Here is a 23,986-nt window from a genome sequence, read left to right on the forward strand (position 1 = left end):
GGGGGGCCGCCCCCCGCCCCGGCCGGCGGGCCGGGCGGGGTGCCGGCCAGGGGGCCAAGGGCCCCCGCGAGCCCTCAGCCGAGCACGAGCACGGCGGCGATCGCCGGCCCGAACGCCCCGCCCAGCTGGTAGCAGAGCACGAACAGACCGATGGCGGAGGGCCGTTGGGCGGCAGTCGCCTCCTTGCCCGCGTACACCGACAGGACGGCGTTGCTGCCGGTCGCCGCGAACACCGCGACGGTCGCGGCGACGAGCAGCAGCGGCGCCGACGCGGCGTACACCGCGGTGAGCGGCGCCAGCGCGCCCAGGACCAGGAACACCCCGTACACCGCCCGCCGGCTCATCCGCACCGACGCGGCGGCGATCCCCCAGGACAGGGCCGAACCGGCGAGCAGCGCGACCAGCTGCCCGACGCCGATGGAGCCCGGGGTCCATCCGGCGCGGTCCGAGATCAGCCGCGGCAGGGCGAAGAGCAGCGTGAAGTACGAGGTGGAGACGGCGAGCGCGGTCAGCGCGGCGCCGATGAAGCGGGGCGAGCGGACCACCGCGGCCGGCACCAGGCCCTCGGGCCGCCGCCGCACATGCAGCACGAGCAGTGCGGCCGCGACGAACGCGGCGAGCAGGACGGGGAGCGCGGCACCGGTCTGCGGGATCAGCACCAGTGCGGTGGCCAGCGCGACCACGGCGCCTGCTCCCCGTATATCGAAGGAACCCCCGGGCGTGGGGGCCGACTTGGCGTACCGCGCCACCATCGGCACGGCCACAAGGGCGACCGCCGAGAGGAGCAGCGCGACCCGCCACGAGGCGGCCTCGCCGATCAGGGAGCCGAGCAGCGGCCCCGCCGCCCCGAGCACACCGAACCCCGAGGTGATCACCCCCATCCGGCGGGCCGATCCGGCCGCCAGGCTCATCGCGACCGCCACGAACCCGGCCCCGCCCAGCGCCTGCGCCGCCCGCCCCACGAGCAGCGCGGGCAGCCAGGGCGCGAGCGCCACCAGCGCACTGCCCGCGACGACGAACACCGAACTCACCCGCAGCGCCACACGGACGCCGCGCAGGCGCAGCAGTCCGGCGAACAGCGGCGTACCGATCGCCATGGCCCAGGCGAAGGCCGTGACGATCCAGGTCACGGAGGCCGTCGAGACCCCCAGCGAGCCGGCCGTGCTCGGCAGGATCAGCACGGGTGCGTTGGCGCCGGCGGCTATGGGCGCGGCGAGCAAAGCCAGGAGCGGCGCCGGGACTTGACGTGCGGGCACCGCTTCACGCAACGCGCTCGGAGTGACGGACTGGACGGCCATGGCTCCCCCTCAACATTGATTATTTCAACGTTGAGATAAAACCATCGGGTATCGTTCAGCGTCAACTGTTTCAACGTTGAGAGATCTCTGGAGGTGCTGTGAGCGACGCGAGCGGTGACGCGGTGGACGCGATCATCGGCCAGTGGGAGGCCGAGCGGCCCGATCTGGCCGACGACCTCTGGCCGGTCCAGGTCATCGGCCGGCTGCAGCGCCTCGGCTGGATCCTGGAGAAGGAGATCAAGGCCTTCGCCGCCGAACGCGGCCTGGAACTGGGCGAGTTCGACATCCTCACCACGCTGCAGCGCTCGGGCCCCCCGTACGAACTCACCGCCGGCGCCTTCCGCAAGGCCGCCATGGTGACCTCCGGTGCGATCACCAACCGCATCGACCGCATGGAGGCCAAGGGCCTGGTCGAGCGGGTGCGCGACACCGGCGACCGCCGCGCGGTGAAGATCCGTCTCACGGAACGCGGCCACGAGGTGACCCGTACCTTCATGAAGGAGCACCTCGCCAACGAGGCCCGGATCCTCGCGGACTTCGGGCGCGAGGAGAGCGGGCAACTCGCGGCCGGGCTGCGCAAGCTCCTCGAGACGCTCGGGGACACGTCCATCAAGTGAAGTCCCGCATCTGCCGGTTGAGGTTCGGTGGCGCGAATACGTCTTGAGTGCGTATGGCCCGGCTTGCGGCGCGTTGCCATGATGGGCTTCCCGTCGCCGACCCGAGCGGGTGACCATGGGCCCCATCGAGGACGTCTTCCGCTTCGTCGCCCTGCGCGACCCCGAGCCGCGCAGGAACGGCCCGCGGCGGCTGGCCGCACCGGCCTACGATCCCGCCGCGCCGACCGCCCTGCATCTGCGGCTCGTGCGCGCCGCCGGGCCGAGGGAGCGGGCCGAGGCGGCCGGGGAGTATCTGCGCGCACCGTTCAACGTGGTCAGTGGTGAAGGCGGAGACCGGCGCGAGCGGCCCCGCTTCATCGCCGGCATGACCCAAGTGCCGGCTGCGATACGGGAGGTGAACGACGAGCTCACCAAGGCAGGTGACCGGATCCCGGGGAAGCGGATCGCGACCCGGACGGGCAAGGCGCTCTGCTCCGCGCTGCCTGACCCGCCGAAGGACGAGCCCGAGCTGCGGAAGCTGCTCGACCACCCGTACATCCACGGGCTGTGGCTGGACCACGCGGACAGCCTGCTCGCCGTCACCTACGCCGCCGACCCGCCCGCCGCCGCCCGCGGTCTGCTGACCCGGCTGCTCCTGGTGTGGGAGCTGCTCAGCGTGCTGGCCGACAAGCCGGAGCTGCGCGCGGACCAGGTGAGCGACCTCCTCGCGAACGGCCTTGTGCTCGTGCCCTCCGACGCGGACACCCCAGAGCAGCAGCAACAGGACGCAAAGGAGCCCGGCGACAAGGCGGGCGAGGACAAGGCGCGCGCCATCGACAAGCTCGTACGCCTGGAGTCCTCCCTCACCGACCTGAAAGCCGTGCTGCGCAGGAACCCCCTCGACACCTGGGCGATGAACGAACCGCTGCGTGCCCTCCTCGCCCCCGCCACCCGCGAACTCCTCCAGGAGGAGGGCCTCGCCTCCGACGGCACCCCCGTGCCCGAGCTCGTCGAACAGCTCGCGACCCGCGCCGAACGCATCCACGCCCCCTTGCTGGCCCCGGCGGGCGCCGCCGAACGCCGGCTCGCCGTGCTCCGTGAGATCGCCCGCCGCAAGGGTTCCGCCCTCGACGGCATACGGATCGACCCCGGCGAGATCCTGAAGCCGGTCGTCCCCACCACCCAGCCGGGCCAGGCCCGCCTCCTCAGCCCGCCGTTCATCGGCGAACTCAAGGTGATCCGCCAGCAGTTGCGCGGCTACACCTTCGGCGAGATCGCCCATGTCGAGAACGTCCTCGAGGGCGAGACCAAGGAGCGCCGGCACGAGATCGTGGACCTGCGCGAGGAGGAGACGACATCCGCCGTGGAGGAGGAGCGCGAGCGCACCCGCGACTCCCAGACCACGGAACGCTCCGAGCTCGGCAAGGAGACCCAGTCCGCGTACAACGAGAGCGAGCAGATCACGCTCGGCGGGGGCCTCTCGGCCGCTTACGGCCCGTATGTCCAGGTGACCGCCACGGCCGGCTACGCCAAGAACAACTCCCGCAGTGAATCCGCCTCTTCGAGCAGCCGCTTCGCCCGCGAGCTCACCGAACGCGCCGGCGACCGACTGCGCAAACGCACCGAGGAGACGCGCAGGCAACTGACCCGGCGCACGGTCAGCGAGCTCAACCGTCACGTCCTCAAGGCCCAGGACAAGCCGGTCGTCGGCATGTACCGCTGGCTGAACAAGGAGTACTGCGCCCAGGTCTACGAGTACGGCCTGCGGGCCCTGATCGAGATCGGCGTCTCCGATCCGTCGGCCAACCTCCGGTACGCACGGGACAGGGGCGCCGGCCTGGACATCTCCATGGATCCGCCGCCCCCGCTCAACGTCCCGGGCACCAAGACCCCGCTGACCCCCGAACTCGTCGGCGAGACGACCTGGCGCACCCTGGCCGCCACGTTCCGGGTGCCCGACTTCCCGCCGCCTCCGGCCATGTTCATCACTGTCACGACGGCGTTCAGCATCGAGGCGCCGCCGGGGGAGCAGGCGGCCACGTCCAAGGACACGGACGACGAGAAGAAGAAGGGGACGGGGCCCGAACCGCCGCCCTTGGTGAAGGTGAACACGGAACTCACCGTGCCCAACGGGTATGTGCCCGCCCAGTACGTTGCCAACGTGCTCAGTGCGAGCGGGGATCCCCGGGAGCTGATCTCCCTCGTCTACGCCGATTTCGAGGCGTTCTCGCAGGCTCTTAAGGATCAGTTCGACGCGGATGCGGACTGGTGGAAGGCGATGACACCGTTCATCCAGCGCTGGTGGTCCTGGGACCCGCGGGCAGAGCGCGTGCCGGTGGTGAACGAGCCGGACCACGCGACCGGACTCCGCCTGCTCGAAATGCTCAGCAGCCTGCCCAAGGTGCCGCTGCGCATGCTGTGGAGCCTCCGCAACTACCTTGACGCATCCCGCGGCTGGCCACCCCGCCACCACGTCGACCTGGCGATCGGCCCGGTCCTGCGCTCCATCCCGGTCGGCCCTCAGAAGATCACCGGCGTCTTCGACCACGGCCAGCGCGCGAACATCCAGGCCGAGTTGACCGGCGCCGAACCCGACGACCTCACCCTGCCCGTCGCCGCCTGCGTCAGCGCACCCGCCACCGCCCTGTCGATGACGCTCTCGGTGATCTGCATCCAGACCGCCGACCTGTACCAGCGCTGGCAGATGCAGGCCTACGAGGCGGTCCTCGCCGCGCACGCGTCCTGGGAGTCGGACTTCCGGGCCGCCGTGGCCCAGGCCGAGACGCGCAGGGGCGTGGTCATCGAGGGGCGCAACCCGCTGGACAACGAGCGGACGATCCTCGACGAGCTCAAGAGGTCCGCGGTCGCGATGCTCGGCGGGGTCGCGGCGGAGCAACTCACCGTTGTGCAGCCGGGAGACGCGGCCGTCGGCACACCGCCGTCGCTCGACCCCGCGAAGGCGCAGCGGGCGGGCCGGCTCGTCCGGCTCTACGAGGTGGGCCTCGAGTGGGAGCACGCCGCGTACACCCTGTACCCGTACTTCTGGAGCGGCCGCGCGGACTGGCCGGAGGCCGTGCTGCGCGACGACCCGGACCCCACGTTCGCCGCGTTCCTGCGGGCCGGATACGCCCGCATGATCCTTCCCGTACGCCCCGGCTTCGAGGACGTCCTGGCCAGCCACCTGAGCCTCGACATCCCTGACCCGTACCCCACTTCACCCGCCCCGCGCCCCGCGGACGACCCGTCCCTCGACCTCACGGAGGAGATCCGCGCATCCCAGGACCGCACGGGCGGGGTGCCCACGGGTACGCCGTGGCCGGTGACGGTACCGACGACGCTCGTGGCACTGAGCACGGCGAAGCTGCCGTGGGAGGCGGGGGTCTGTGACGAGAAGCCGGTTGAGGGGGGTGAGGGCTGATGGCGGGCCGAAAGATTCCCGGCGGAGGCAAGAAGGGCAGAGAGCGCAAGCTGGCCGACAGTGCGAAACAGGCCGGCAGCATCACCGAGTACATCGGCAACATGGCCCAGTCGCTCGATGTGCTGCGCGGGTGGGCACAGGCGCAGGACGGGCTGAGCGTGCAGAACACCTTGTTCATCCTGGAGCCGGTGAAGGCGGAGAAGAAAGCGAAGTCCGGCCCGGCACCCGGGGACCGGGCCGTGAAGAAGGGACTCCCGGCGCAGGCCCTGCGTCCAGGCGGCAGACCTGACGGGGGTACACCCGACGGCGGACACGACGCGAGGGTGCCGGACGGCGGTCGTGATGCGGGGGCGTCGGCGGTGGAGCCGGTCGTCGTGCAGTGGCACCTCCCGACCCCCTTTCTGATCACCCGGACCTATGACGTGGAGGAGACCTGGGCGTCATGGGGCCTGCGGGTACAGGACCTGGGGGAGGGCCGGGTCGGCTGTCTGGTCACCGTTCTCCGCCACCAGGGCTTCGACACCGCCCTCGGTGACCAGGTCGCCTGCTCCTTCGGCTCGGAGAGCGTGGACAAGGACCGCCGGATGGTGACCTTCGACGGCTGGATCAACCCGATGGGGGCCGGGTTCGCCCGGTTCTCCGGCAATGTGCTGGTGTCGCTGGACAAACGAGGGCAGGTCGTCGTCCATCCGGGCGGCTGCGTCCTCCAGCTCCCGAGCGGTGTCGAGGAGAAGAAGCAGGAGGCGGGCATCTACCGCCTGTCCTTCGCCGGCGAGCCGACCTGACCGCCTCACCTCACGTCCACCTCACCCACTGCCTCCGCCACCCGGCCCGTCTGCACCACCCGCACCCATCGCACCGCCCCACCCGCCGCGAACGCCCCCCACCGCTTCCCGTCCGCCGACGTCTCAACCCGGTAACTCCCGCTCGCCGACACGGACTTCACGGGCCGCACCTGCCCCAGGTCCACGCTCAGCGAGGCCCCGGCCCGCTCCGGCTTCCACGCCGTCGCCGCGCTCCCGTCCACCGCGGCCGCCGCGTAGAGGCCCGGCTCCTCCGAGTTCGCAAAAGCCGGCCGGCAGCGCGCGAGCGAGCCGCCCGGAGCCAGGTCGGGGCGGCGCGTCTTGAGGACCGCCGGCTCGTCGGCGGTCACCGGGAAGGAACCCTGCGGCGACTCGACCGTGAAGGGCTTCCCGGACGTCAGGCGCACGGTCGTCTCGCGCGGCCCCACGTTCACGTCATACGTACGCCCGCGCCACGAAAGGCCGTACAGCCGTACGCCGGCCGCGAGTTGAGGCGGCAGCACCGGGTCGAGGTGCACCGCGTCCGACCGCAGCCGCAGCCCGGTCAGACCGTGCGTGAACACCTGCAGAAAGCCGCCCTTGCCCGTCAGGAAGTCCTGCGCGGGGGAGCCGGCGAGGGGATCGTGCGCACCGGCCTTCTCACCGCGCGCCTCCGAGAACAGCGCGAACGGCCCGCGTACGAAGGGCCGGATGGAGCGCTGCAGATAGGTGTACGCGGAGCAGCCGGGCTCCCCGATCGCCGCCGCGTCCACCGCGTGCACCGAGTCGGTCATCGCCGGTCCGTCCGGGTCCGTGATCGCCGCGTAGTGGTCGAGGGTCGCGGCGGCCGCACCCTTCGGCATCGGCCACTCCAGCGGGTACATGAGCAGCACCGTGTCCGCCTGCTTGATCCGCGGCGCGGACAGCCGCTGGAACCCCTCGTACTGCCAGAAGATCTTCCGCCGTGCGTCGTAGGGGATACGGAGCTTCGAAGCGATCCGGCGCCATGCCGGGTCCGCCCGCCCGCCGAGGAGTTCGACGGCCTCGGCGGCGTGCCGCAGCGTGGTGGCCGCGCCCGCGTTGGTGAAGACCGCGTCGTCCACGCCGTTGCTGTACTCGTCGGGTCCGGCCACATTGCGGATCGAGTACGAGCCGTCCTTGTTGCGCTCTGCCTTGTCGGCCCAGAACTCCGCGATCCCGCGAAGGAGCGGCTCCCCGCGCTCGCCCAGCCAGCGCCGGTCACCGGTCGCGAGCCAGTACTGCCAGGCCGCGAGGGCGATGTCCGACTGCAGATGCACCTGGGTGACGCAGTGCGGCGGGCGCCAGCTGTGGCACTCGGACCAGAGCCGGCCGTCCGAGCCGCTGGTCCAGGGGAAGAACAGGCCCTTGTAGCCGAGGCGTCGAGCGTTGTCGCGGGCGCCGTCCATCGTCGCGAACCGGTAGTCCAGTACGGGGCGGGCGAGTTCGGGGCGGGTCGCGAGCAGCGGCGGGAACATCCAGGTCTCCGCGTCCCAGAAGACGAGGCCCGCATAGTTGTCGCTGCTCAGACCGACCGGCGAGAGACTGTCGCGGCCGCCGCGGCGCAGCGCCGTGTACAGGCCGTACTGCGCCGAGCGCGTCCACAGCTGCAGATCCTCGCGCCCCGGCACCTCGATCCGTGAGGACCACAGGCCGCGCCAGGCCGCGGTGTGCGCGGAGAACAGGGCGGGCCAGCCGCGCAGCGCGGCATGCTGGGAGGTCTGGATCGCGGCCCTGCGGGAGGCCGCGGCGGTCCGCGCGCCGCCGACGCCGACGAACTTCACGACCTCGTAGCTCTGCCCGGAACGCACGGGGAACTTCGCGGCCTGCGCCACGCTCAACTTCTGTGCCGCACCGGCCGGTTGGATACGCCCGGGCGCCCGCAGCGCCGAGGCCAGCGCCCCGCGCACCCCGGTCCCGTCCGCGCGGAAGGCCACGTCGACGGTGGCCCGCCCGCTCGGCCCGCCGCCCTCGTGCGCGAGCCGCCGTGCCCCCTGGCCGTCGATCCGGTCGACGACGGTGGCGGTGCCGTTCCAGTGCGGGGTGACCCGCAGCCGCACCGCGCCGCCGCGCGCGTTGTTGCGGTCGGCCAGCACGTCGTAGACGAGGTCGGTACGGCGGCCGTCGGTGGTGGTCCAGGTGAGAGAGGTCCGCACGAAGCCGCAGCGCAGGAAGAGCGTCTGCCGGTACGCGGAGGTCCTGCCCTGTGCGCCGTACGCCTGCGAGCCCGCGACGAAGTCGAGCGTCGTCCAGTTCGGGAGCGCGGCGATGGCCTGGCGTCCGGACTCCCGGTCGATGCCGTAGAGACCGGCCGCGAACGCACCGTCGTACCGGGGTGTGAACAGCGGCCACCCGGTCTTGCTGTCGGACACCGCGTACCCGTGCCCGCGCGGCGGCACCCGCACCCCGAGCAGTCCGTTGCCCACGTAGGCGTGCGCGGGGCCGGTCCTGCCCGGATCCGTGGAGCTCGGCGTCCAGCCGGCCGACGGCGCACAGCTTCCGCCGGGGGCCGTACGGTCCGAGGGGTCGGCCGGCCAGGGGCGGGCCGTGGCTCCGGCGGCGGGCAGGGCCATGGCGGCGAGGACGACGGCTGCGGTGGCGGCGCACAGTCGGCTGAGGCGCGAGATGGTCACGCGGCCGACCCTAGGAAGCCCGGCGGGCGGCTCCGGGGTGCGCCGCGCGGGGGTCCCACGCACGGGGGTGCGGGTGCGGCCGTTGGCCCCGCACCCCTCGCGATACTGGTCCCGTCGGGGTCCGCCCGTATGGCCGTACGATTCCGGCAGCAGCCAGCGCACACAGCCAAACAGGAGACCGGACCCCGTGGCCATACCCCCGCCGCCCCAGGACAACCCGTATGGTCCGCCGCCGCAGAGCCCGCAGCCGCCGCCTTACGGCCAGCAGCCACCGAACGGTCAACCGGCTCCCTATGGCCAGCCGCCGTACGGCCAGCAGCCCGGCCAGCCGTACGGTCAGCAGCCCGGCCAGCCCTACGGCCAGCCGCCCTACGGCCAGTACCCCGGCTACGGCAACGGCTGGGCGCCCTACCCCGCCGCGCCCAGGACCAGCGGTTTCGCCATCGCCGCCCTCGTGACCTGTGTGCTCTGCTTCCTGCCGCTCGGCCTGGTCTTCGGCCTCGTCGCGCTGCGGCAGATCAAGAAGACCGGTCAGTCCGGCAAGGGCCTCGCGGTCTCGGGCCTCGTGGTCAACTCGGTGACGCTGCTCCTCACCCTCCTGTTCTTCGTCAGCGGCGCGGCCTCCGAGTTCTGGGGCGGCTTCAACGACGGCATGAAGGAGGCGCAGCAGGAGCAGTCCCTCACGCCAGAGAAGGGGCAGTGCTTCAACGTGCCCGCAGGCGCGGAGGAGGGGTACGTGGAGAAGATCAACATCGTGCCCTGCGCGGGGCCGCACGACAGCGAGGTCTACGGCTCGTTCCGGCTCGAGCACTCCACGTTCCCGGGCCAGGGCGCGATCGAGGACGTCGCCGCCGAACGGTGCGCGACCCAGCTCGACGAGTACGTGGTGGACGCGGACGCTCTCCCCGGGAACGTCGTCTTCGACTTCATCAGCCCGACTCAGGAGAGCTGGAACGTCGGCGACCGCGAGGTCACCTGCGTCTTCGTGGACGAGGACGGCGGCAAGCTCACCAGCTCGCTGCGGGACACGGGCGGCACTCCCGGTGAAACCCCGGGAGACAACTCCGGCGGCACGTCCGGCGGCCCGGAGTCCGAGGCCCCGGGCGCGGAGCCCGCCCCCGGTGAGGGCGCGGACGTCTAGTCGGGGGCATACCAGGGGCTAGGTCAACGACGCGCCGTACACAAGCCGTTGACCATGATCGTCATCACTTCGAGTGATTCCCTGGCCTTTGGTTGCGGTCAACAACCCACGGTTGCCAGGCTGTTGCTGTCTGTCAACCTGATGGGAGTGGCCAGTGACGTTCGGTGAGCAGCCCGCGTATCTGCGCGTAGCGGACGATCTCCGGAAGCAGATCGTGAGCGGCACGCTGCCGCCGCACACCCGGCTCCCTTCGCAGGCCCGCATCCGCGAGGAGTACGGGGTCTCCGACACCGTGGCCCTCGAGGCCCGCAAGGTCCTGATGGCGGAGGGTCTCGTCGAGGGCCGCTCCGGGTCGGGCACCTATGTGCGCGAGCGGCCGGTCCCGCGCCGGGTCTCGCGCGCGGCCTACCGGCACAGAGGCGGGCTCTCGCCGTTCCGGCAGGAGCAGGCCGAGGCGGGGGCGCGCGGCACCTGGGAGTCCCGCAGCGAACAGGCCCTGGCGGACGGTGATATCGCCCGGCGGCTCGCGATCGACATCGGCGACCGCGTGATGTGCACCTCGTACGTCTTCCGGGACGCGGGCGAGGCGATGATGCTCTCCACTTCCTGGGAGCCCCTCGCGGTGACCGGCCGCACCCCGGTGATGCTCCCCGAGGAGGGGCCGCTCGGCGGCTGCGGAGTGGTCGAGCGGATGGCGGCCATCGACGTGATCGTGGACAACGTCGCGGAGGAGGTGGGCGCCCGCCCCGGCCTCGCCGAGGAGCTGCATCTGCTCGGCGGCGTGCCCGGCCATGTCGTCGTGGTCATCGAGCGCACGTACTACGCCTCGGGCCGTCCGGTCGAGACGGCGGACGTGGTCATCCCGGCGGACCGCTATCGGGTGGCATACCACCTGCCCGTCAAGTGACCCAGGTCAAGCGGTAGCCGACCGATACCCGGACGCAGCCGTCCGCGCGCTGTGACCGCGAGTTAACCCCCGCCCCACCCGCGTAACACCGGGTTAATGGTATACCGCTACGGATCGTCATGTCCGGCTCCTACCTTCACCGACCGAACCCGCACTCAGGCCGGTGAAAGCGTGAAGGAGCCAGCATGACGGACACGGTCACCCGCACCGAAGAGGTCAACCCGCCGCCTCCGAAACGGAGTTACGCCAAACTCGCCGCCGACGAGAGCCGCGAGGACTACTCGCTGCGCTATGCCCCGCACTCGTTCCGGCGCTGGTCGCCGTCGATGGTCGCGGGCACGGCGCTCGGCGGCATCGCGTATCTCGCGGACTTCGCGATCGGCGCCTCGATCGTCTTCACGTACGGCTTCACGAGCGGTACCGCCTCGATCCTCACCGCCGCGACGATCATCTTCATCACCGGCATCCCCATCGCCAAGGCCTGCGCCAAGTACGGCCTGGACATGGACCTGGTGACCCGCGGCGCCGGCTTCGGCTACTTCGGCTCGACGCTGACCTCCCTCATCTACGCGTCGTTCACCTTCATCTTCTTCGCGCTCGAAGGCTCGATCATGGCCCAGGCCATGCATCAGGCCGTCGGACTCCCGGTGGAGATCGGCTACTTGGTCACGACCCTGATCGTGATCCCGATCGTCTTCCGCGGCATGGGCGCGCTCGCCAAGGTGCAGGCCTGGACCCAGCCGATCTGGATCATCGGCATGATCCTGCCGTTCATCATCCTCGCCTTCGAAGCCCCGGACGCCTGGGGCGCGTTCGGCTCCTTCGGCGGTACGGAGGGTGCGGGCTCCGGCTTCGACTGGATCGGCTTCGGGCTCGGTACCGGTGTGGCGCTCTCGCTGATCGCTCAGATCGGCGAGCAGGCCGACTACTTGCGCTTCATGCCGAAGAAGACCGAGCAGAACAAGAGGCGATGGAATCTGGCCGTTCTCGCGGCCGGTCCCGGCTGGGTGATCATCGGGGCGGCCAAGCAACTCGGCGGCGCCTTCCTCGCGTTCGTCGCCCTCGAAGCCGTAGGAAAGACGCACGCGCTCGAACCCATCGCGCCCCAGCTCGAAGCGCTCAAGCCCTGGCTCGGTTCGGTGGCGCTGCCCGCCGCCGCGATCTTCGTGATCGTCTCGCAGATCAAAATCAACGTCACCAACGCCTACAGCGGCTCGCTGAGCTGGTCGAACTTCTTCTCCCGCATCACGCACAAGCACCCGGGCCGGGTCTGGTACATCTTCCTCAACCTGGCCATCGCGCTGACGCTGATGGAACTCAACATGTTCGCCGCACTCAACAAGCTGCTCGGCTTCTACTCCAACGTCGGCATCGCCTGGATCACCGCGGTCGCCGCCGACCTGGTCATCAACAAGCGGATGGGCTGGAGCCCCAAGTACATCGAGTTCAAGCGCGCGTATCTCTACGCCGTGAACCCGGCGGGCTTCGGAGCGATGACGGTCGCATCGACCGTCTCGATCATCGCGTTCTTCGGAGTCTTCGGCGAGTACGGGGAGGCCTTCTCGACCTTCATAGCCGCCGGACTCGCCTTGATCCTCTGCCCGTTGATCGCCTGGGCCACCAAGGGCAAGTACTACCTGGCCCGTCCCAACCCGGTGAACGGTCCGGACGTCGTCCTCGAAGACTTCGCGGCCGAGACGGCCACCCACGACTGCGCGGTCTGCGAAACCGCCTACGAGCTGCCCGACATCGCCGACTGCCCGGTCCAGAACGGCCCCATCTGCTCGCTCTGCTGCTCCCTGGACGCCGACTGCGGTGACGTCTGCCGCAAGGCGCCCGCCGACGGACCGGTCCTGATGCCGCTGCCGACCGTCCGTACCATCGCTGAACAGGTCTGACTCCAGGGCGACTTGGCGGCAGGGGGCGCATTCGTGGGGATGCGCCCCCTCGGCGATGGCCGATTCGCTACCTCTTTGTGCCATACCCGCTTCGCAGAGTGAAGGTCGGGCGTAGGCTCGGGCATATGCGTAATGCGGTTTCCCCACCACGCGCGATGCGGCGCGCGTCGAACGGAAGGGCGGGTGAACGGTGAACGACAGCAGTCCTCCCCTCCCTTGGCATGTCATACGGCAGGACGACAACGGCAACCGCTACCGCGTCGGCAGGTATGCGACCAGGGCGGAAGCGGAGAAGGTCGTCGCCGGTCTGGAGGACCGCGGCCACAAGCAGCTGTACTGGGTGGAGCACCTGGAGCGGCGGACCGTCTGACGCGGCCGGACCGGCGGCCCGTCCGGTACCACCGGAACCGTAGGCTCTGGCGCATGAACGAACGGATCGTGGTCGTCGGTGCCGCGCTGTGGCATGAGGGGCGCATGCTCGCGGCCCGGCGCAGCGCCCCTGCGGAACTCGCGGGTCGCTGGGAGCTCCCGGGCGGCAAGGTCGAGCAGGGGGAGCGCCCCGAGGAGGCGTTGGTCCGCGAGCTGCGTGAGGAGCTCGGCGTCGAGGCCGAGCCCGTCGAGCGCATCCCGGGGGAGTGGCCGCTCGGCCGCCCCGGATACGTCCTGCAGGTCTGGTCCGCCAAGCTCCTGAGCGGCGAGCCCGCCCCGCTCGAGGACCATGACGCCCTGCGCTGGCTCGGCATCGACGAGCTGGACGCGGTGGACTGGCTGGACCAGGACCGGCCCGCGGTCGCGGAGGCGGCCCGCCGCCCGCACCCGTAAGCGGGCCCCCGCCTCCGCAAGGCTCCTGTTCGCGCACGGCGCCTACCCCCGTAAAGGGGGCTCAGGGGAAGCGAAACCCCAGCTGGCGAGCACCCCCCTACGCCGTTTGTGCCACAGTGCGCCGATGTAAGCGGTAGGCGTTCCTTGATATCGGGTATGTGCTGATTAACCCCATGAAACCGGACAGAGGTTCCGGGTCCCCGCTCCGGGAAGTGATCGGCGTGATCGAGACCGAAGGCGACTGCGCCGAGTGGACCTTCCCCGCCGATCCGACCGCTGTGCGCACCGCCCGCGCCGTCGTCCGCAAGCAGCTCGTCCACTGGGGTCTCGGTGTGCTCGGCGATGTCACGGTGCTGCTCGTCAGCGAACTGGTGACCAATTCCTTGCGGTACGCGTCGGGACCTATCGGGGTACGCCTCGTACGCCCCGCCGAAGCACCCGGCGTACTCCGCGTCGAAGTCTCCGATCCCCTTCCGGATCCGCCGCTCGCGCGGCACGCCACTCTGGATGACGAAGGAGGCCGTGGCCTGCAGCTTGTCGCCTGCTCCGCCACGCGCTGGGGCACCAGACAGGGGCATTCCGGCAAGACCGTGTGGTTCGAGCTGACGCTTCCGGTGCCCGGCCGGGGTTAGAGGCGGCCTCCGCATGGTTAGAAGGTGAACTAGAGCCGATCTCCCTGCGGCACGGCCGAAAACGGACGTCTCGCATGGGAGCTGTGAACGCAGTGTTGCGTGCGGCCGTAGTGCTGGATACTGCGGGCAAGCCGTCGAGAGGTCCGGTCCATGACGGCGAGCTGGAGGGGACGGTCGCGTGAGCGAGATAGCAGCCGGGCTGGGAGGGACGAACAGGAGCTCCCAGAACCCCGGGAAACGTCACGCCCGGGAACAGTCCGAACAGGCGCCGCAGCCCGTAGGGTCCGATCGGGCGCCCGAGGCCGAGCGGGGTGCGTCGGACATCCTCTGGCAGTCGAGCCCGCCCGGTTCGATCTACGACTACATCAAGGTCGCCTCGTTCTCGCTCGGCGCCGACGGCCGGATCGACCAGTGGTCGCTGCGCGCGGAGCAGCTCTTCCATGTCGCCGCGGCCGATGCCGTGGGCAAGGACCCCATCGAGGCCTTCGTCCCGTCCGGTCTCCGCGATGTCGGCCACCGCAGGGTCGGCGAGATACTCGACGGCAAGGAGTGGACGGGCATCGTCCCCTTCCGGATGGCCGAGGACGGCTCGCTCGACGGGGTCGCCGAGGTCTATGTGATGCCGACCGCGACGGAGCAGGGCGAACGGGGCGCGGTCTGCATCGTGGTCGACGTCCGGGCGCTGCGCCGGATAGAGACCGACCTCGCCGCCTCGCAGGCGATTTTCGGTCAGTCACCCTTCGGATTTCTGCTGTTCGGCACAGATCTACGCGTGCAGCGCGCCAACAAGCGCTTCGCCGCCGTCTTCGGCGGCAACGCCGAAGAACACCGCGGCCGCACCGTCCACGACTATCTGCCGCGCGGCGAGGCCGACCGGATGGCCGCCGCGCTCAAGCGGGTCCTGGAGACCGGCGACTCCGTCACGGACATGCAGATCGTCGGGCCCGCACCCGGCTCCAACGACCGCCGCCACTGGTCCATCAACCTCTACCGCGTACACAGCGGTACGGGCCGTCCCATCGGCGTGGCCGGCCTCGGCACCGATGTCACCCGCCGGCACGCGGCCGCCCGCGAGGCCGCCCAGTCCCGCCGTAATCTCGCGCTCCTGAACGAGGCGGGTTCGCGCATCGGCAACTCCCTCGACCTGGAGACCACCGCACGCGAACTCCTCGACGTCACCGTCCCGGTCTTCTGCGACCTGGCCTCCGTGGACCTGTACCAAGGCCTGCTCGACGGCGACGAGACCCCGCCCGGACTCGCCGACGGCAGCGCCGAGCTGCGCCGCGTCGCCTTCTCCAGCGCGGTCTCCGACGGCCCGCTCGACGACTGCGGCGAACCCGTCACCGTCGGCGCCCTGCACCGCTACTCCTTCAACTCGCCCTGCGCCGACGCCCTGCGCACCGCACGCCCGGTCTCCATCCCGCGCACGGAAGGCGGCATGGTGCGCTCCACGCTCGCCGTGCCGATGGTCGCGCACGACACCGTGGTGGGCCTGGTCCGCTTCTCGCGCACCATGGGCAGCGAACCCTTCTCGGAACGCGACCGCACCCTGGCCGTGGAGCTGGCCGCCCGCGCCGCGGTCTGTATCGACAACGCCCGCCTCTACCGCCGCGAGCACGAACGCGCCCTGATCCTCCAGCGCTCCCTGCTCCCGCCCGGCGACCCCGAGGCCGCCGGCCTGGACATCGCCTGCCGCTATCTGCCCGGCAACGCCGCCACCGAGGTCGGCGGCGACTGGTTCGACGTCATCGAACTGCCCGGCCACCGCACCGCCCTGGTCGTCGGTGACGTGATGGGCCGCGGTCTGCGCGCCGCGGTCGCCATGGGTGAACTCCGTACCGCCGTACGCACCTTGGCCCTGCTCGACCTCGAACCCGCCGAAGTCCTCGCCGCCCTCGACGAGATCGCCCGCGGACTCGGCTCACCCACCCCCTGGGGCCAGCACCCGCACTCGCCCCAGTCCACCCGGCGCGCACTCCAGGGCCGCGACATCGACCCCTCCGAGGTCTACCTCGCGACCTGCGTCTACGCGGTGTACGACCCGGTCACCCGCCGCGTCACCTTCGCCAACGCCGGCCATCTGCCACCCGTTCTCGTCGAGCCGGGCGAGGAGGCCCTGATGCTCGACGTACCCCCGGGCATGCCGCTGGGCGTCGGCGGCGAACCCTTCGAAGAGGTCGAAGTCCAGCTCCCGGAAGGCGCCTTGCTCGCCCTCTACACGGACGGACTCGTCGAATCCCGCGAACACCCCCTGGACGAGGGCCTGCGCGCCTTCCGCTCCGCGCTCACCGACCCGGCCCGCCCGCTCGAAGACGTCTGCGACCACGTCCTCAACACCCTCGACACCCGGCACGGCGAGGACGACATCGCCCTGCTCATGGCCCGCGTCCAGGGCCTGCCGCGCGACGCGGTCGGCGACTGGACCCTGCCCCGCGAGGCGCGCTCGGTGGGCCGCGCCCGCGAACTGGCCCGCGCCCAGCTCGCCTCCTGGGACCTCGAAGCCCTCGTGGACACCACGGAGCTGCTGGTCAGCGAGCTGGTCACCAATGCTCTGCGGTACGGGGAGGGCGAGATCAGACTCCGGCTCCTGCTCGACCGCACCCTGGTCTGCGAGGTCTGGGACGCGGGCCTCGTCCAGCCGCGTCGCCGCCGCGCCCGCGACACCGACGAGGGCGGCCGCGGCCTCCAGCTCGTCGGCCTGCTCAGCGCTTCGTGGGGCGCCCGCCGCACCCCGCGCGGCAAAACGGTGTGGTTCGAACTACCGCTCCCGGACGGCGGCTCACCGTCGGAGCCTTCTGTGGACGCGCTGTTGAGCATGTTCTGATCACCGGGCGCCGGGACCCGGTCCCGGCACGCTCGGCTTCCTCCATAGGATCCCTCCATGTCTGCTGACGCCCGCGTGACCCGGTCGATGTTCCGCCGTATCCAGTCCATAGCGGCGCCCCGCCCGCTGCCGGAACCGCCCCGGCGGATCTGGTCGGACGCGGACTGGGAGCGGATCCAGCTCGGCTACGCGGCGCGGGACATGGACGAGAAGTGGAACGTCTTCACGGAGGGCGAGGTGGTCTTCCTGCACCGGAGCTGGACCGGTCACGGAGTCTTCGAGGCGACCTTCGCGCCGGTCGACGGCGGTGGCCGGCAGATCACAAGGGCCGTGGCCGAAGGCGACACCGACCGCTACCGGAGTACGGACGACGCCTACGACTGCGTCATGCTCGAGCTGGTGCTCAGCGCCATCGTGCTCGGTGAACCGGCGACCGGCCTTCGCTCGAAGCTGGTGGAACTGACACGCCGGCAGTCGCCCTCCGCCGATGCCCCGGCCGGGGTGATCCAGCACAGCGCCTTGGGGCTGCGCTCGGACTCCTAGCCGGCCGAAGCCCGAAGTCCCAGCCGGTCAGGACGTCGCCTTCATCGCCGCCAGCCTGGCCTCGATCTCCGCCTGATCGCCCAGCGAGTCCAGCTGCTCGAACTGGGCGTCGAGCGACGAGGCGGCCAGCTCCTGCTTCCCCAGAGCCCGGGCCTCCTCCCGCCGCACCTTCTCCTCGAACCGCGACAGCTCACTCGTCGGATCGAGCACATTGATGTTCTGGGCCGCGTCCATCATCTGGTTCTGCGCCTCGGCCGTCTTCGACCGCGCCACCAACTGATCGCGTTTGGCCTGCAGTTCGCTCAGCTTGATCTGCATCTGGTCCAGGCCCGACTTCAGCTTCTCGACCACCTCGGTCTGTGCCGCGATCGTAGGCTCCGCGTCCTTCGCCTCCTTCTCGGACTGCAGCTGCCGCTGCAGCGCCACCTTGGCGAGCGCGTCGAACTTGTCCGCGCCGTCGGAGTCACCGGCGGACCGCATCTGGTCGGCCTTCTTGCTGGCCGCGAGCGCCTTGCCGCCCCATTCGCCGGCCGCGTCCACATCTTCCTTGTGGTCCTGTTCGAGCAGCCGCAGATTGCCGATCGTGGTCGACACCGCCTCCTGCGCCTCACGGATGTTGTTGGTGTAGTCGCGGATCAGCTGGTCGAGCATCTTGGCCGGATCCTCGGCCTGGTCGAGCATCGAGTTGATGTTGGCCTTCGCGAGCTGGGCGACACGGCCCAGGATGGTCTGCTTCGTCATCGCAGTGAACTTCCTTTACGGGTACGTGAGTTCCGGACCGCGTACGGAGACCGGGAAGGTCTCCCGTACGCACAAACCTCGATCAGAAGCGCCCTCCCCCGCCCATCCGCCCCCGCGTGCCACCCCCGCCGAAACTCCCCGGCCCGCCGAATCCGCCACCGCCCCCGCCTCGGCCGTAACCACCGCCGAACCCGCCGCCCATCCCGCGCCCCATCCCGCCGAGCACCTCGCCGAGGATGATCCCGCCGAGCACCGCGCCGCCCATCCCGCCGGAGCGGGACCGGCCGGCCGTCTGCCCGCCGTACGGGTCGAAGGACCCCACATCGCGCTCGGCCAGCTGCTGCGCCTGGCGTGCCATGGAGTCGGCCTGCTGGGCCCTGGCCAGCGCGCCCGAGGCGTCCGTGGCGGCCAGCGCGTCGGCGGACGCCAGATGCCGCTGGGCCTCCGCGAGACGGGTGCGGGCCTCGCTGCCCACACCGCCGCGGTGCGTGGTGATGTAGTCGGCGGCCGCTCCCACCGCGCTGCGGGCGGTCAGCAGCGTCTGGTCGAGCAGCCCGCGCGCCCGCTGATCGGCGACCTCGCGCTCGCGCGCACCGGCCAGCGCCTCGTCGAGCGCGGCATCGGCCTCCTCGATCCGCCGCAGCGCGTCGATCGGGTCGTAGCGCCCGCCGGCCACCACGGCGCGTACGTCCTGGAGCACGGCCTCCGCGCGGGCGATCCGGCCCTGCAGATCGGCCGTCGACGTCCCGGTCGCGGTGCCCTGGAGCAGCCCGCGCGCATCGGCCAGATCGGTCTCCGTCTCGGTCAGCGCGGCCGGCAGCTTCGCCTCGGCCTGACCGAGCTCCGCGGCCAGCCGGTCCACCGCGTCCACGAGGGTGCCCGCCTGGTCGACGGCGCCCTCGGCGGCCCGCAGATACACCGCGGCCGGACCGTTCTCACCGGCGTCCACGGCCTGCCGTGCCCGGTTGAGGGTGCCGGTCGCGAAGAGCAGCCGCTCCTTGGCCTCCTCGATATGCCCGCTCACGGGCGCGGACGCGGAATCCGCGTAGCGCGCCGTCAGTGTCGTATACGTCCCGGCGGCCGCCGTGGTCCGCGCGCTGACCTCGCGGAACGTCCCTTCGGCCAGCGTCAGCGCCTCGGGCGCGTTCTGTTCGAGGGCGCGCAGCCGGTCGAAGTCCGCGGTCTCGGCGTCAAGGCGGCGGCTGGCCTCGCTGCAGCGCGAGACGATCTCGTCCAGCATCCGCCGCTTGGTCGCGTCGTCCTCGGGAAACGCGTCGTCGAGCTGCTGGCGCAGCTTGAAGGCGGCGGTCAGCTCCCCCTTCGCGTACGTCACCGCGTCCTGGAAGCGCTTGACCGCGTCGTCCCCGAACTGGGCGGCGGCGAAGCCGAGTTCCTCGGTGGAGGTCCGTACGGCGTCATCGGTCTGCACGAGCAGCAGCCTGGCCTGCTTGTCCAGCTCCGGCAGCGGGGTGGGGGCGGGTCCCTGCGACCAGCCGGCGGGCGACCCGTTCCCGCCGCCGTTCCTCTTCCGCTTGCTCCGCGTGTACGCGTACGCCGCCAGCGCGCCCGCACTGCCGACCGCGACCACCGGCAGCACCAGATCCCCGGTCGCCGGACCGTGGTCCTCGGCCGCGCCCGGATCGGGGTCACCCGGAGTGATCGCCGGAGTCGGGACCGGCTGCCCCGCGAGCACCGCTTCATAGCCGCGGGCCGCGCCGATCGCGGCGCCCGCCCAGTCGTTCTGCTTGAGCGCGGGCTCGACCGCCGTGGTGGCGACCTGCTGCAGCTGGGCCTCGCTGAGCCGTGAGTCCTGGTCGACCGAGTACGCGTACTGCCGGTCGTGCGTGGCCACGGCGAGCAGGATGTCGTCGAGGCCGAGCCCGCCCCGCTCGGCCGTGCTGTTCGCCCAGGACTTCGCGGACTGCCCGGAGAAATCCCGTACGTACGCGACGAACAGCTGGATCCCGTCGTCGTCATAGAGCTTGTCGAGAGCCTGCGCGACCTCGGTCTTCCGGTCCCCGAGCGCACCCACCTTGTCGGTGATCTGCCCGGTCCGTGACAGCGTGATCGGCCCTTCGGCCCGCGCGGGGCCGGTCAGGAGCAGGGGCAGCGCCACCGCGAAGAGAGCGGCGAGCACGGCCCGCGCGGCTATGTGAGGCAGCGAGCGGTCGCGGGGTGGCGTCACATTTGTGAGCGTATGTCCGGGTGAGGCAGGTCGCGACTGGTGAAGCTGGTTGCCCCGGGTGGTGCCGGTTGCCATACTCGAACTATGGCAACCAAGAAGGTCACCATCACGATCCCCGAGGACCTGCTCGACTCGATCAAGGGCAGGGTGGACGCCCGGGGCGTCTCGGCCTACATCGCCGAGGCGGCCGCGCACAAGGACGCCATGGACAGGCTGCGAGAACTGTCCGATCGGCTCGAGGACGAGTACGGGCCGGTCAGCGAGGCGGACTACCAGGCGGCGCTCGACCGTATCGCCGCGATCGACGCCTGGCACGGCGAGGCACAGACGGATCCGGCGAGTGCTGCGTGAGCCGGAGCCGGCAGCGCCCGGTCGTCCCAGCTCGCAAGACGTACTTCCTCGACAGTGAGCCGCTCTCTCGGCTGGTGCGTGGACAGCGGGCGATGCGGGCCTTGGTGCAAGCCGCGTCCGGCCTCGACATCGCCGTCGCGACGACCGCACTCACCACGGTCGAGGCGTGGGATCCGCGAGCAGGCGCGCAAGCCACTGCGCTCTGGGACTGGGCACTGTCCCGCGTCGCCGTGGTCCACACCGACGACGAGCTGATCGCGACCACGCGCTCCCGACTGCGGGATACCGGGCTGCACGGCCACAAGTACGCCATCGACGCGGTCCTGGCCGCCGCCGCTCTCGCAGCACAAGCGCGCGGCGACCAGGTCACGGTCTTCACCTCGGACGTCGACGACCTGACCAAGCTGCTGGCCGGGGCGCCGATCCGTATCGAGCCCGTCTAGTCGGCACCCCGCCGCCGGATCTTGTTCCCCAGCCACACCAGCGGGTCGTACTTGCGGTCCACCGCGCGCTCCTTGAGCGGGATCAGCGCGTTGTCCGTGATCTTGATGCCCTCGGGGCAGACCTCGGTGCAGCACTTGGTGATGTTGCAGTAGCCGAGCCCGTGCTCGTCCTGCGCGGTCTTCTTGCGGTCGAGTCCCGACTCGGCGGCCGAGTCCAGCGGATGCATGTCCAGCTCGGCCACCCGCATCAGGAAACGCGGTCCGGCGAAGGCGGCCTTGTTCTCCTCGTGGTCACGCACCACATGGCAGGTGTCCTGGCACAGGAAGCACTCGATGCACTTGCGGAACTCCTGCGAGCGGTCCACGTCCTCCTGCATCATCCGGTACTCACCGGGCCCGAGCCCCTGCGGCGGTACGAAGGCGGGCACCTCGCGGGCCTTGGTGTAGTTGAAGCCCACGTCGGTCACGAGGTCCCGTACGACGGGGAAGGCCCGCAGCGGTGTGACGGTCAGCGTCTCCTCGCGCGAGAACGTCGACATCCGCGTCATGCAGAGCAGCCGCGGCCGCCCGTTGATCTCCGCGGAACAGGACCCGCACTTGCCGGCCTTGCAGTTCCAGCGCACCGCGAGATCGGGCGCCTGGGTGGCCTGCAGGCGGTGGATGATGTCGAGGACGACCTCCCCGTCGTTCACCTCGACCTTGAAGTCCTCGAGCCCGCCGCCGTCGGTGTCCCCGCGCCAGACCTTGAAGTGCGCCTCGTAGGAGGTCGATGCAGCCGTGCTCATTCAAAGAGCTCCTCTTCGGCGAGGTACTTGACCAGCTCTTCCTTCTCGAACAGCGCGAGCAGGTCCGGTCGGATGGGTTCGGTCTCCTTGCGTACGAGGCGGATCTGGCCGCGTACCGGATCGGTGGCCGCCAACCCTCCGGTGGGATCGGCGAGTTGGCACAGCAGGTTGACCTTCCGCCAGCCGCGGTCCATGCCCGGGTAGTCCTCGCGGGTGTGCCCGCCGCGGCTCTCGGTGCGCTCGAGAGCGGAGCGCGCGATGCACTCGCTGACGAGCAGCATGTTCCGCATGTCGAGGGCGAGATGCCAGCCGGGGTTGAACTGCCGGTGCCCCTCGACCCCGGCCCTGCGCGCCCGTACCCGCAGATCCGCGAGCCGCTTCAGCGCCGTGGCCATCTCCTCCTCGCGGCGGATGATCCCCACGAGGTCGTTCATCGCCTGCTGCAGTTCCTGGTGCAGGGTGTACGGGTTCTCCGCGGGCCGCGCCGTCGAGGGCAGCGGTCCCTCTGCGGTGAGCGCCTCGTCGGGGCCCTCGGCCGAGAACGGACGCAGCGCCTCGGCGGCCGCGAGGTCGATCTGGGAGTCCTCGATCACCGGCCGCTCAGCGCCGAGCCCCGCCGCGTACCGCGCCGCGTGCAGCCCGGCCCGCCGCCCGAAGACGAGCAGGTCCGAGAGCGAGTTGCCGCCGAGCCGGTTCGAGCCGTGCATCCCGCCCGCGACCTCACCGGCCGCGAACAGCCCGGGCACGCCCAGCGCCGCCGCGGTGTCGGACTCGACGGCGATCCCGCCCATCACGTAGTGGCAGGTCGGCCCGACCTCCATCGCCTCGGCTGTGATGTCCACGTCCGCCAGCTCCTTGAACTGGTGGTACATCGACGGCAGCCGGCGCCGGATGACATCGGCCGGCATCCGCGTCGACACATCGAGGAACACCCCGCCGTGCGGCGATCCGCGCCCCGCCTTGACCTCGGAGTTGATCGCGCGGGCGACCTCGTCGCGGGGGAGCAGCTCGGGCGGCCGGCGGTTGCGGTCCGGGTCCTCGTACCAGCGGTCGCCCTCCTCCTCGGACTCCGCGTACTTCTCCTTGAAGACGTCCGGGATGTAGTCGAACATGAACCGCTTGCCCTCGGAGTTCCTCAGCACCCCGCCGTCACCGCGCACGGACTCGGTGACGAGGATCCCCTTCACCGACGGCGGCCAGACCATGCCCGTCGGGTGGAACTGCACGAACTCCATGTTCAGCAGGGGAGCACCGGCGAGCAGCGCGAGCGCGTGCCCGTCACCCGTGTACTCCCACGAGTTGGACGTCACCTTGAAGGACTTGCCGATCCCGCCCGTCGCGAGGATCACGGTCGGCGCCTCGATCACGAAGAAGCGCCCGGACTCCCGCTCGTACGAGAAGATCCCGGCGACCTTCCCGTCCACGTCGTCCTTGAGGATCCGTGTGGTGGTGCACTCCTGGAAGACCTTCAACCCGGCCTCGTAGTCGCCGTGTTCCTTGAAGTCCTCCTGCTGCAGCGACACGATCTTCTGCTGCAGCGTCCGGATCAGCTCGAGACCCGTGCGGTCACCGACATGCGCGAGCCGCGGGTACTCGTGCCCGCCGAAGTTGCGCTGCGAGATCCGCCCGTCCTTGGTGCGGTCGAAGAGCGCACCCCAGGTCTCCAGCTCCCATACGCGATCGGGCGCCTCCTGGGCGTGCAGTTCGGCCATCCGCCACTGGTTGAGGAACTTGCCGCCGCGCATGGTGTCGCGGAAGTGCACCTGCCAGTTGTCGCCGTCGTTCACATTGCCCATCGAGGCGGCGATCCCGCCCTCGGCCATCACCGTATGGGCCTTGCCGAACAGCGACTTGCAGATCACCGCCGTCCGCGCACCCTGCTCCCGCGCCTCGATCGCCGCCCTCAGGCCGGCCCCGCCGGCCCCCACCACGACGACGTCCCACTGCTGCCGCTCCACCGTAGTCATCG

At 70.8% G+C, this 23,986-nt stretch carries 19 protein-coding genes; 13 read left to right on the top strand and 6 right to left on the bottom strand.

The features are described 5' to 3' along the window. Positions 1 to 74: 74 nt before the first annotated feature. Positions 75 to 1,298 (bottom strand): MFS transporter, encoded by a 1,224-nt coding sequence (locus JAO81_RS00625; protein WP_199545711.1) that lies wholly within the window; start codon positions 1,296 to 1,298, stop codon positions 75 to 77. A gap of 98 nt (positions 1,299 to 1,396) precedes the next feature. Between JAO81_RS00625 and JAO81_RS00630 the strand changes: the two genes are divergently transcribed. The 3 genes from JAO81_RS00630 to JAO81_RS00640 all read left to right on the top strand — a co-directional run bounded on the left by JAO81_RS00630 (position 1,397) and on the right by JAO81_RS00640 (position 6,097). Continuing rightward, entirely contained in the window at positions 1,397 to 1,915 is a 519-nt protein-coding gene (locus JAO81_RS00630; protein WP_199545712.1) for a MarR family winged helix-turn-helix transcriptional regulator, read from the top strand. A 115-nt stretch (positions 1,916 to 2,030) separates the two neighbouring features. Continuing rightward, complete coding sequence (locus JAO81_RS00635) at positions 2,031 to 5,312, top strand: hypothetical protein (protein ID WP_199545713.1); 3,282 nt, start codon at positions 2,031 to 2,033, stop codon at positions 5,310 to 5,312. Continuing rightward, positions 5,312 to 6,097, top strand: coding sequence for a hypothetical protein (locus JAO81_RS00640; RefSeq protein WP_199545714.1), 786 nt, complete (start codon positions 5,312 to 5,314; stop codon positions 6,095 to 6,097). The genes JAO81_RS00635 and JAO81_RS00640 overlap by 1 nt, the downstream gene beginning before the upstream one ends. A gap of 5 nt (positions 6,098 to 6,102) precedes the next feature. On the opposite strand, the gene JAO81_RS00645 is transcribed toward JAO81_RS00640, so the two are convergent. After that, a complete protein-coding gene (locus tag JAO81_RS00645) occupies positions 6,103 to 8,745 on the bottom strand; it encodes a glycosyl hydrolase family 65 protein (protein ID WP_307813091.1) in 2,643 nt (880 codons plus the stop codon). Between the two features lie 187 nt (positions 8,746 to 8,932). Here JAO81_RS00645 and JAO81_RS00650 point away from each other — a divergent pair, with 187 nt between their 5' ends. The 8 genes from JAO81_RS00650 to JAO81_RS00685 all read left to right on the top strand — a co-directional run bounded on the left by JAO81_RS00650 (position 8,933) and on the right by JAO81_RS00685 (position 17,512). Further along, the gene (locus tag JAO81_RS00650; RefSeq protein ID WP_199545715.1) at positions 8,933 to 9,886 is read left to right on the top strand and encodes a DUF4190 domain-containing protein; all 954 of its coding nucleotides are present in this window, start codon (positions 8,933 to 8,935) and stop codon (positions 9,884 to 9,886) included. 154 nt (positions 9,887 to 10,040) lie between these two features. Continuing rightward, the gene (locus tag JAO81_RS00655; RefSeq protein ID WP_199545716.1) at positions 10,041 to 10,793 is read left to right on the top strand and encodes a GntR family transcriptional regulator; all 753 of its coding nucleotides are present in this window, start codon (positions 10,041 to 10,043) and stop codon (positions 10,791 to 10,793) included. A gap of 185 nt (positions 10,794 to 10,978) precedes the next feature. Further along, entirely contained in the window at positions 10,979 to 12,691 is a 1,713-nt protein-coding gene (locus tag JAO81_RS00660) for a cytosine permease (RefSeq protein ID WP_199545717.1), read from the top strand. Positions 12,692 to 12,881: 190 nt separating this feature from the next. Further along, a complete protein-coding gene (locus tag JAO81_RS00665) occupies positions 12,882 to 13,061 on the top strand; it encodes an SPOR domain-containing protein (protein WP_199545718.1) in 180 nt (59 codons plus the stop codon). Positions 13,062 to 13,114: 53 nt separating this feature from the next. Next, positions 13,115 to 13,513, top strand: a complete 399-nt coding sequence (locus tag JAO81_RS00670; protein WP_199545719.1) for a (deoxy)nucleoside triphosphate pyrophosphohydrolase — start codon at positions 13,115 to 13,117, stop codon at positions 13,511 to 13,513. Positions 13,514 to 13,725: 212 nt separating this feature from the next. Next, positions 13,726 to 14,145: an ATP-binding protein gene (locus JAO81_RS00675; RefSeq protein WP_307813092.1), complete on the top strand. Its 420-nt coding sequence runs from the start codon at positions 13,726 to 13,728 to the stop codon at positions 14,143 to 14,145. 322 nt (positions 14,146 to 14,467) lie between these two features. Then, positions 14,468 to 16,969, top strand: a complete 2,502-nt coding sequence (locus JAO81_RS00680; protein ID WP_307813096.1) for a SpoIIE family protein phosphatase — start codon at positions 14,468 to 14,470, stop codon at positions 16,967 to 16,969. 126 nt (positions 16,970 to 17,095) lie between these two features. Continuing rightward, positions 17,096 to 17,512, top strand: a complete 417-nt coding sequence (locus JAO81_RS00685) for a hypothetical protein (RefSeq protein ID WP_199545773.1) — start codon at positions 17,096 to 17,098, stop codon at positions 17,510 to 17,512. A gap of 27 nt (positions 17,513 to 17,539) precedes the next feature. Here JAO81_RS00685 and JAO81_RS00690 read toward each other — a convergent pair whose 3' ends face one another. Together JAO81_RS00690 and JAO81_RS00695 are read right to left on the bottom strand one after the other, a co-directional pair. Then, a complete protein-coding gene (locus JAO81_RS00690) occupies positions 17,540 to 18,253 on the bottom strand; it encodes a PspA/IM30 family protein (RefSeq protein ID WP_199545721.1) in 714 nt (237 codons plus the stop codon). A gap of 82 nt (positions 18,254 to 18,335) precedes the next feature. Further along, positions 18,336 to 20,438: a TPM domain-containing protein gene (locus tag JAO81_RS00695; protein ID WP_374194239.1), complete on the bottom strand. Its 2,103-nt coding sequence runs from the start codon at positions 20,436 to 20,438 to the stop codon at positions 18,336 to 18,338. An 84-nt stretch (positions 20,439 to 20,522) separates the two neighbouring features. On the opposite strand from JAO81_RS00695, the gene JAO81_RS00700 reads away from it, so the two are divergent. Further along, positions 20,523 to 20,789: a hypothetical protein gene (locus tag JAO81_RS00700; RefSeq protein WP_199545723.1), complete on the top strand. Its 267-nt coding sequence runs from the start codon at positions 20,523 to 20,525 to the stop codon at positions 20,787 to 20,789. Next, a complete protein-coding gene (locus JAO81_RS00705; protein WP_199545724.1) occupies positions 20,786 to 21,232 on the top strand; it encodes a hypothetical protein in 447 nt (148 codons plus the stop codon). Before JAO81_RS00700 ends, JAO81_RS00705 begins: the two co-directional genes overlap by 4 nt. Here JAO81_RS00705 and JAO81_RS00710 read toward each other — a convergent pair. Together JAO81_RS00710 and JAO81_RS00715 are read right to left on the bottom strand one after the other, a co-directional pair. Then, positions 21,229 to 22,017 carry a succinate dehydrogenase/fumarate reductase iron-sulfur subunit gene (locus JAO81_RS00710; protein ID WP_199545725.1) on the bottom strand — a complete coding sequence of 263 codons (789 nt, stop codon included), beginning with the start codon at positions 22,015 to 22,017 and terminating at the stop codon, positions 21,229 to 21,231. The two genes, JAO81_RS00705 and JAO81_RS00710, sit on opposite strands and share 4 nt — an antisense overlap. After that, the gene (locus JAO81_RS00715; RefSeq protein WP_199545726.1) at positions 22,014 to 23,984 is read right to left on the bottom strand and encodes a fumarate reductase/succinate dehydrogenase flavoprotein subunit; all 1,971 of its coding nucleotides are present in this window, start codon (positions 23,982 to 23,984) and stop codon (positions 22,014 to 22,016) included. Before JAO81_RS00715 ends, JAO81_RS00710 begins: the two co-directional genes overlap by 4 nt. Positions 23,985 to 23,986: the final 2 nt, after the last annotated feature.

The sequence above is a fragment of the Streptomyces sp. N35 genome (assembly GCF_016464295.1).
Taxonomy (GTDB): domain Bacteria; phylum Actinomycetota; class Actinomycetes; order Streptomycetales; family Streptomycetaceae; genus Streptomyces.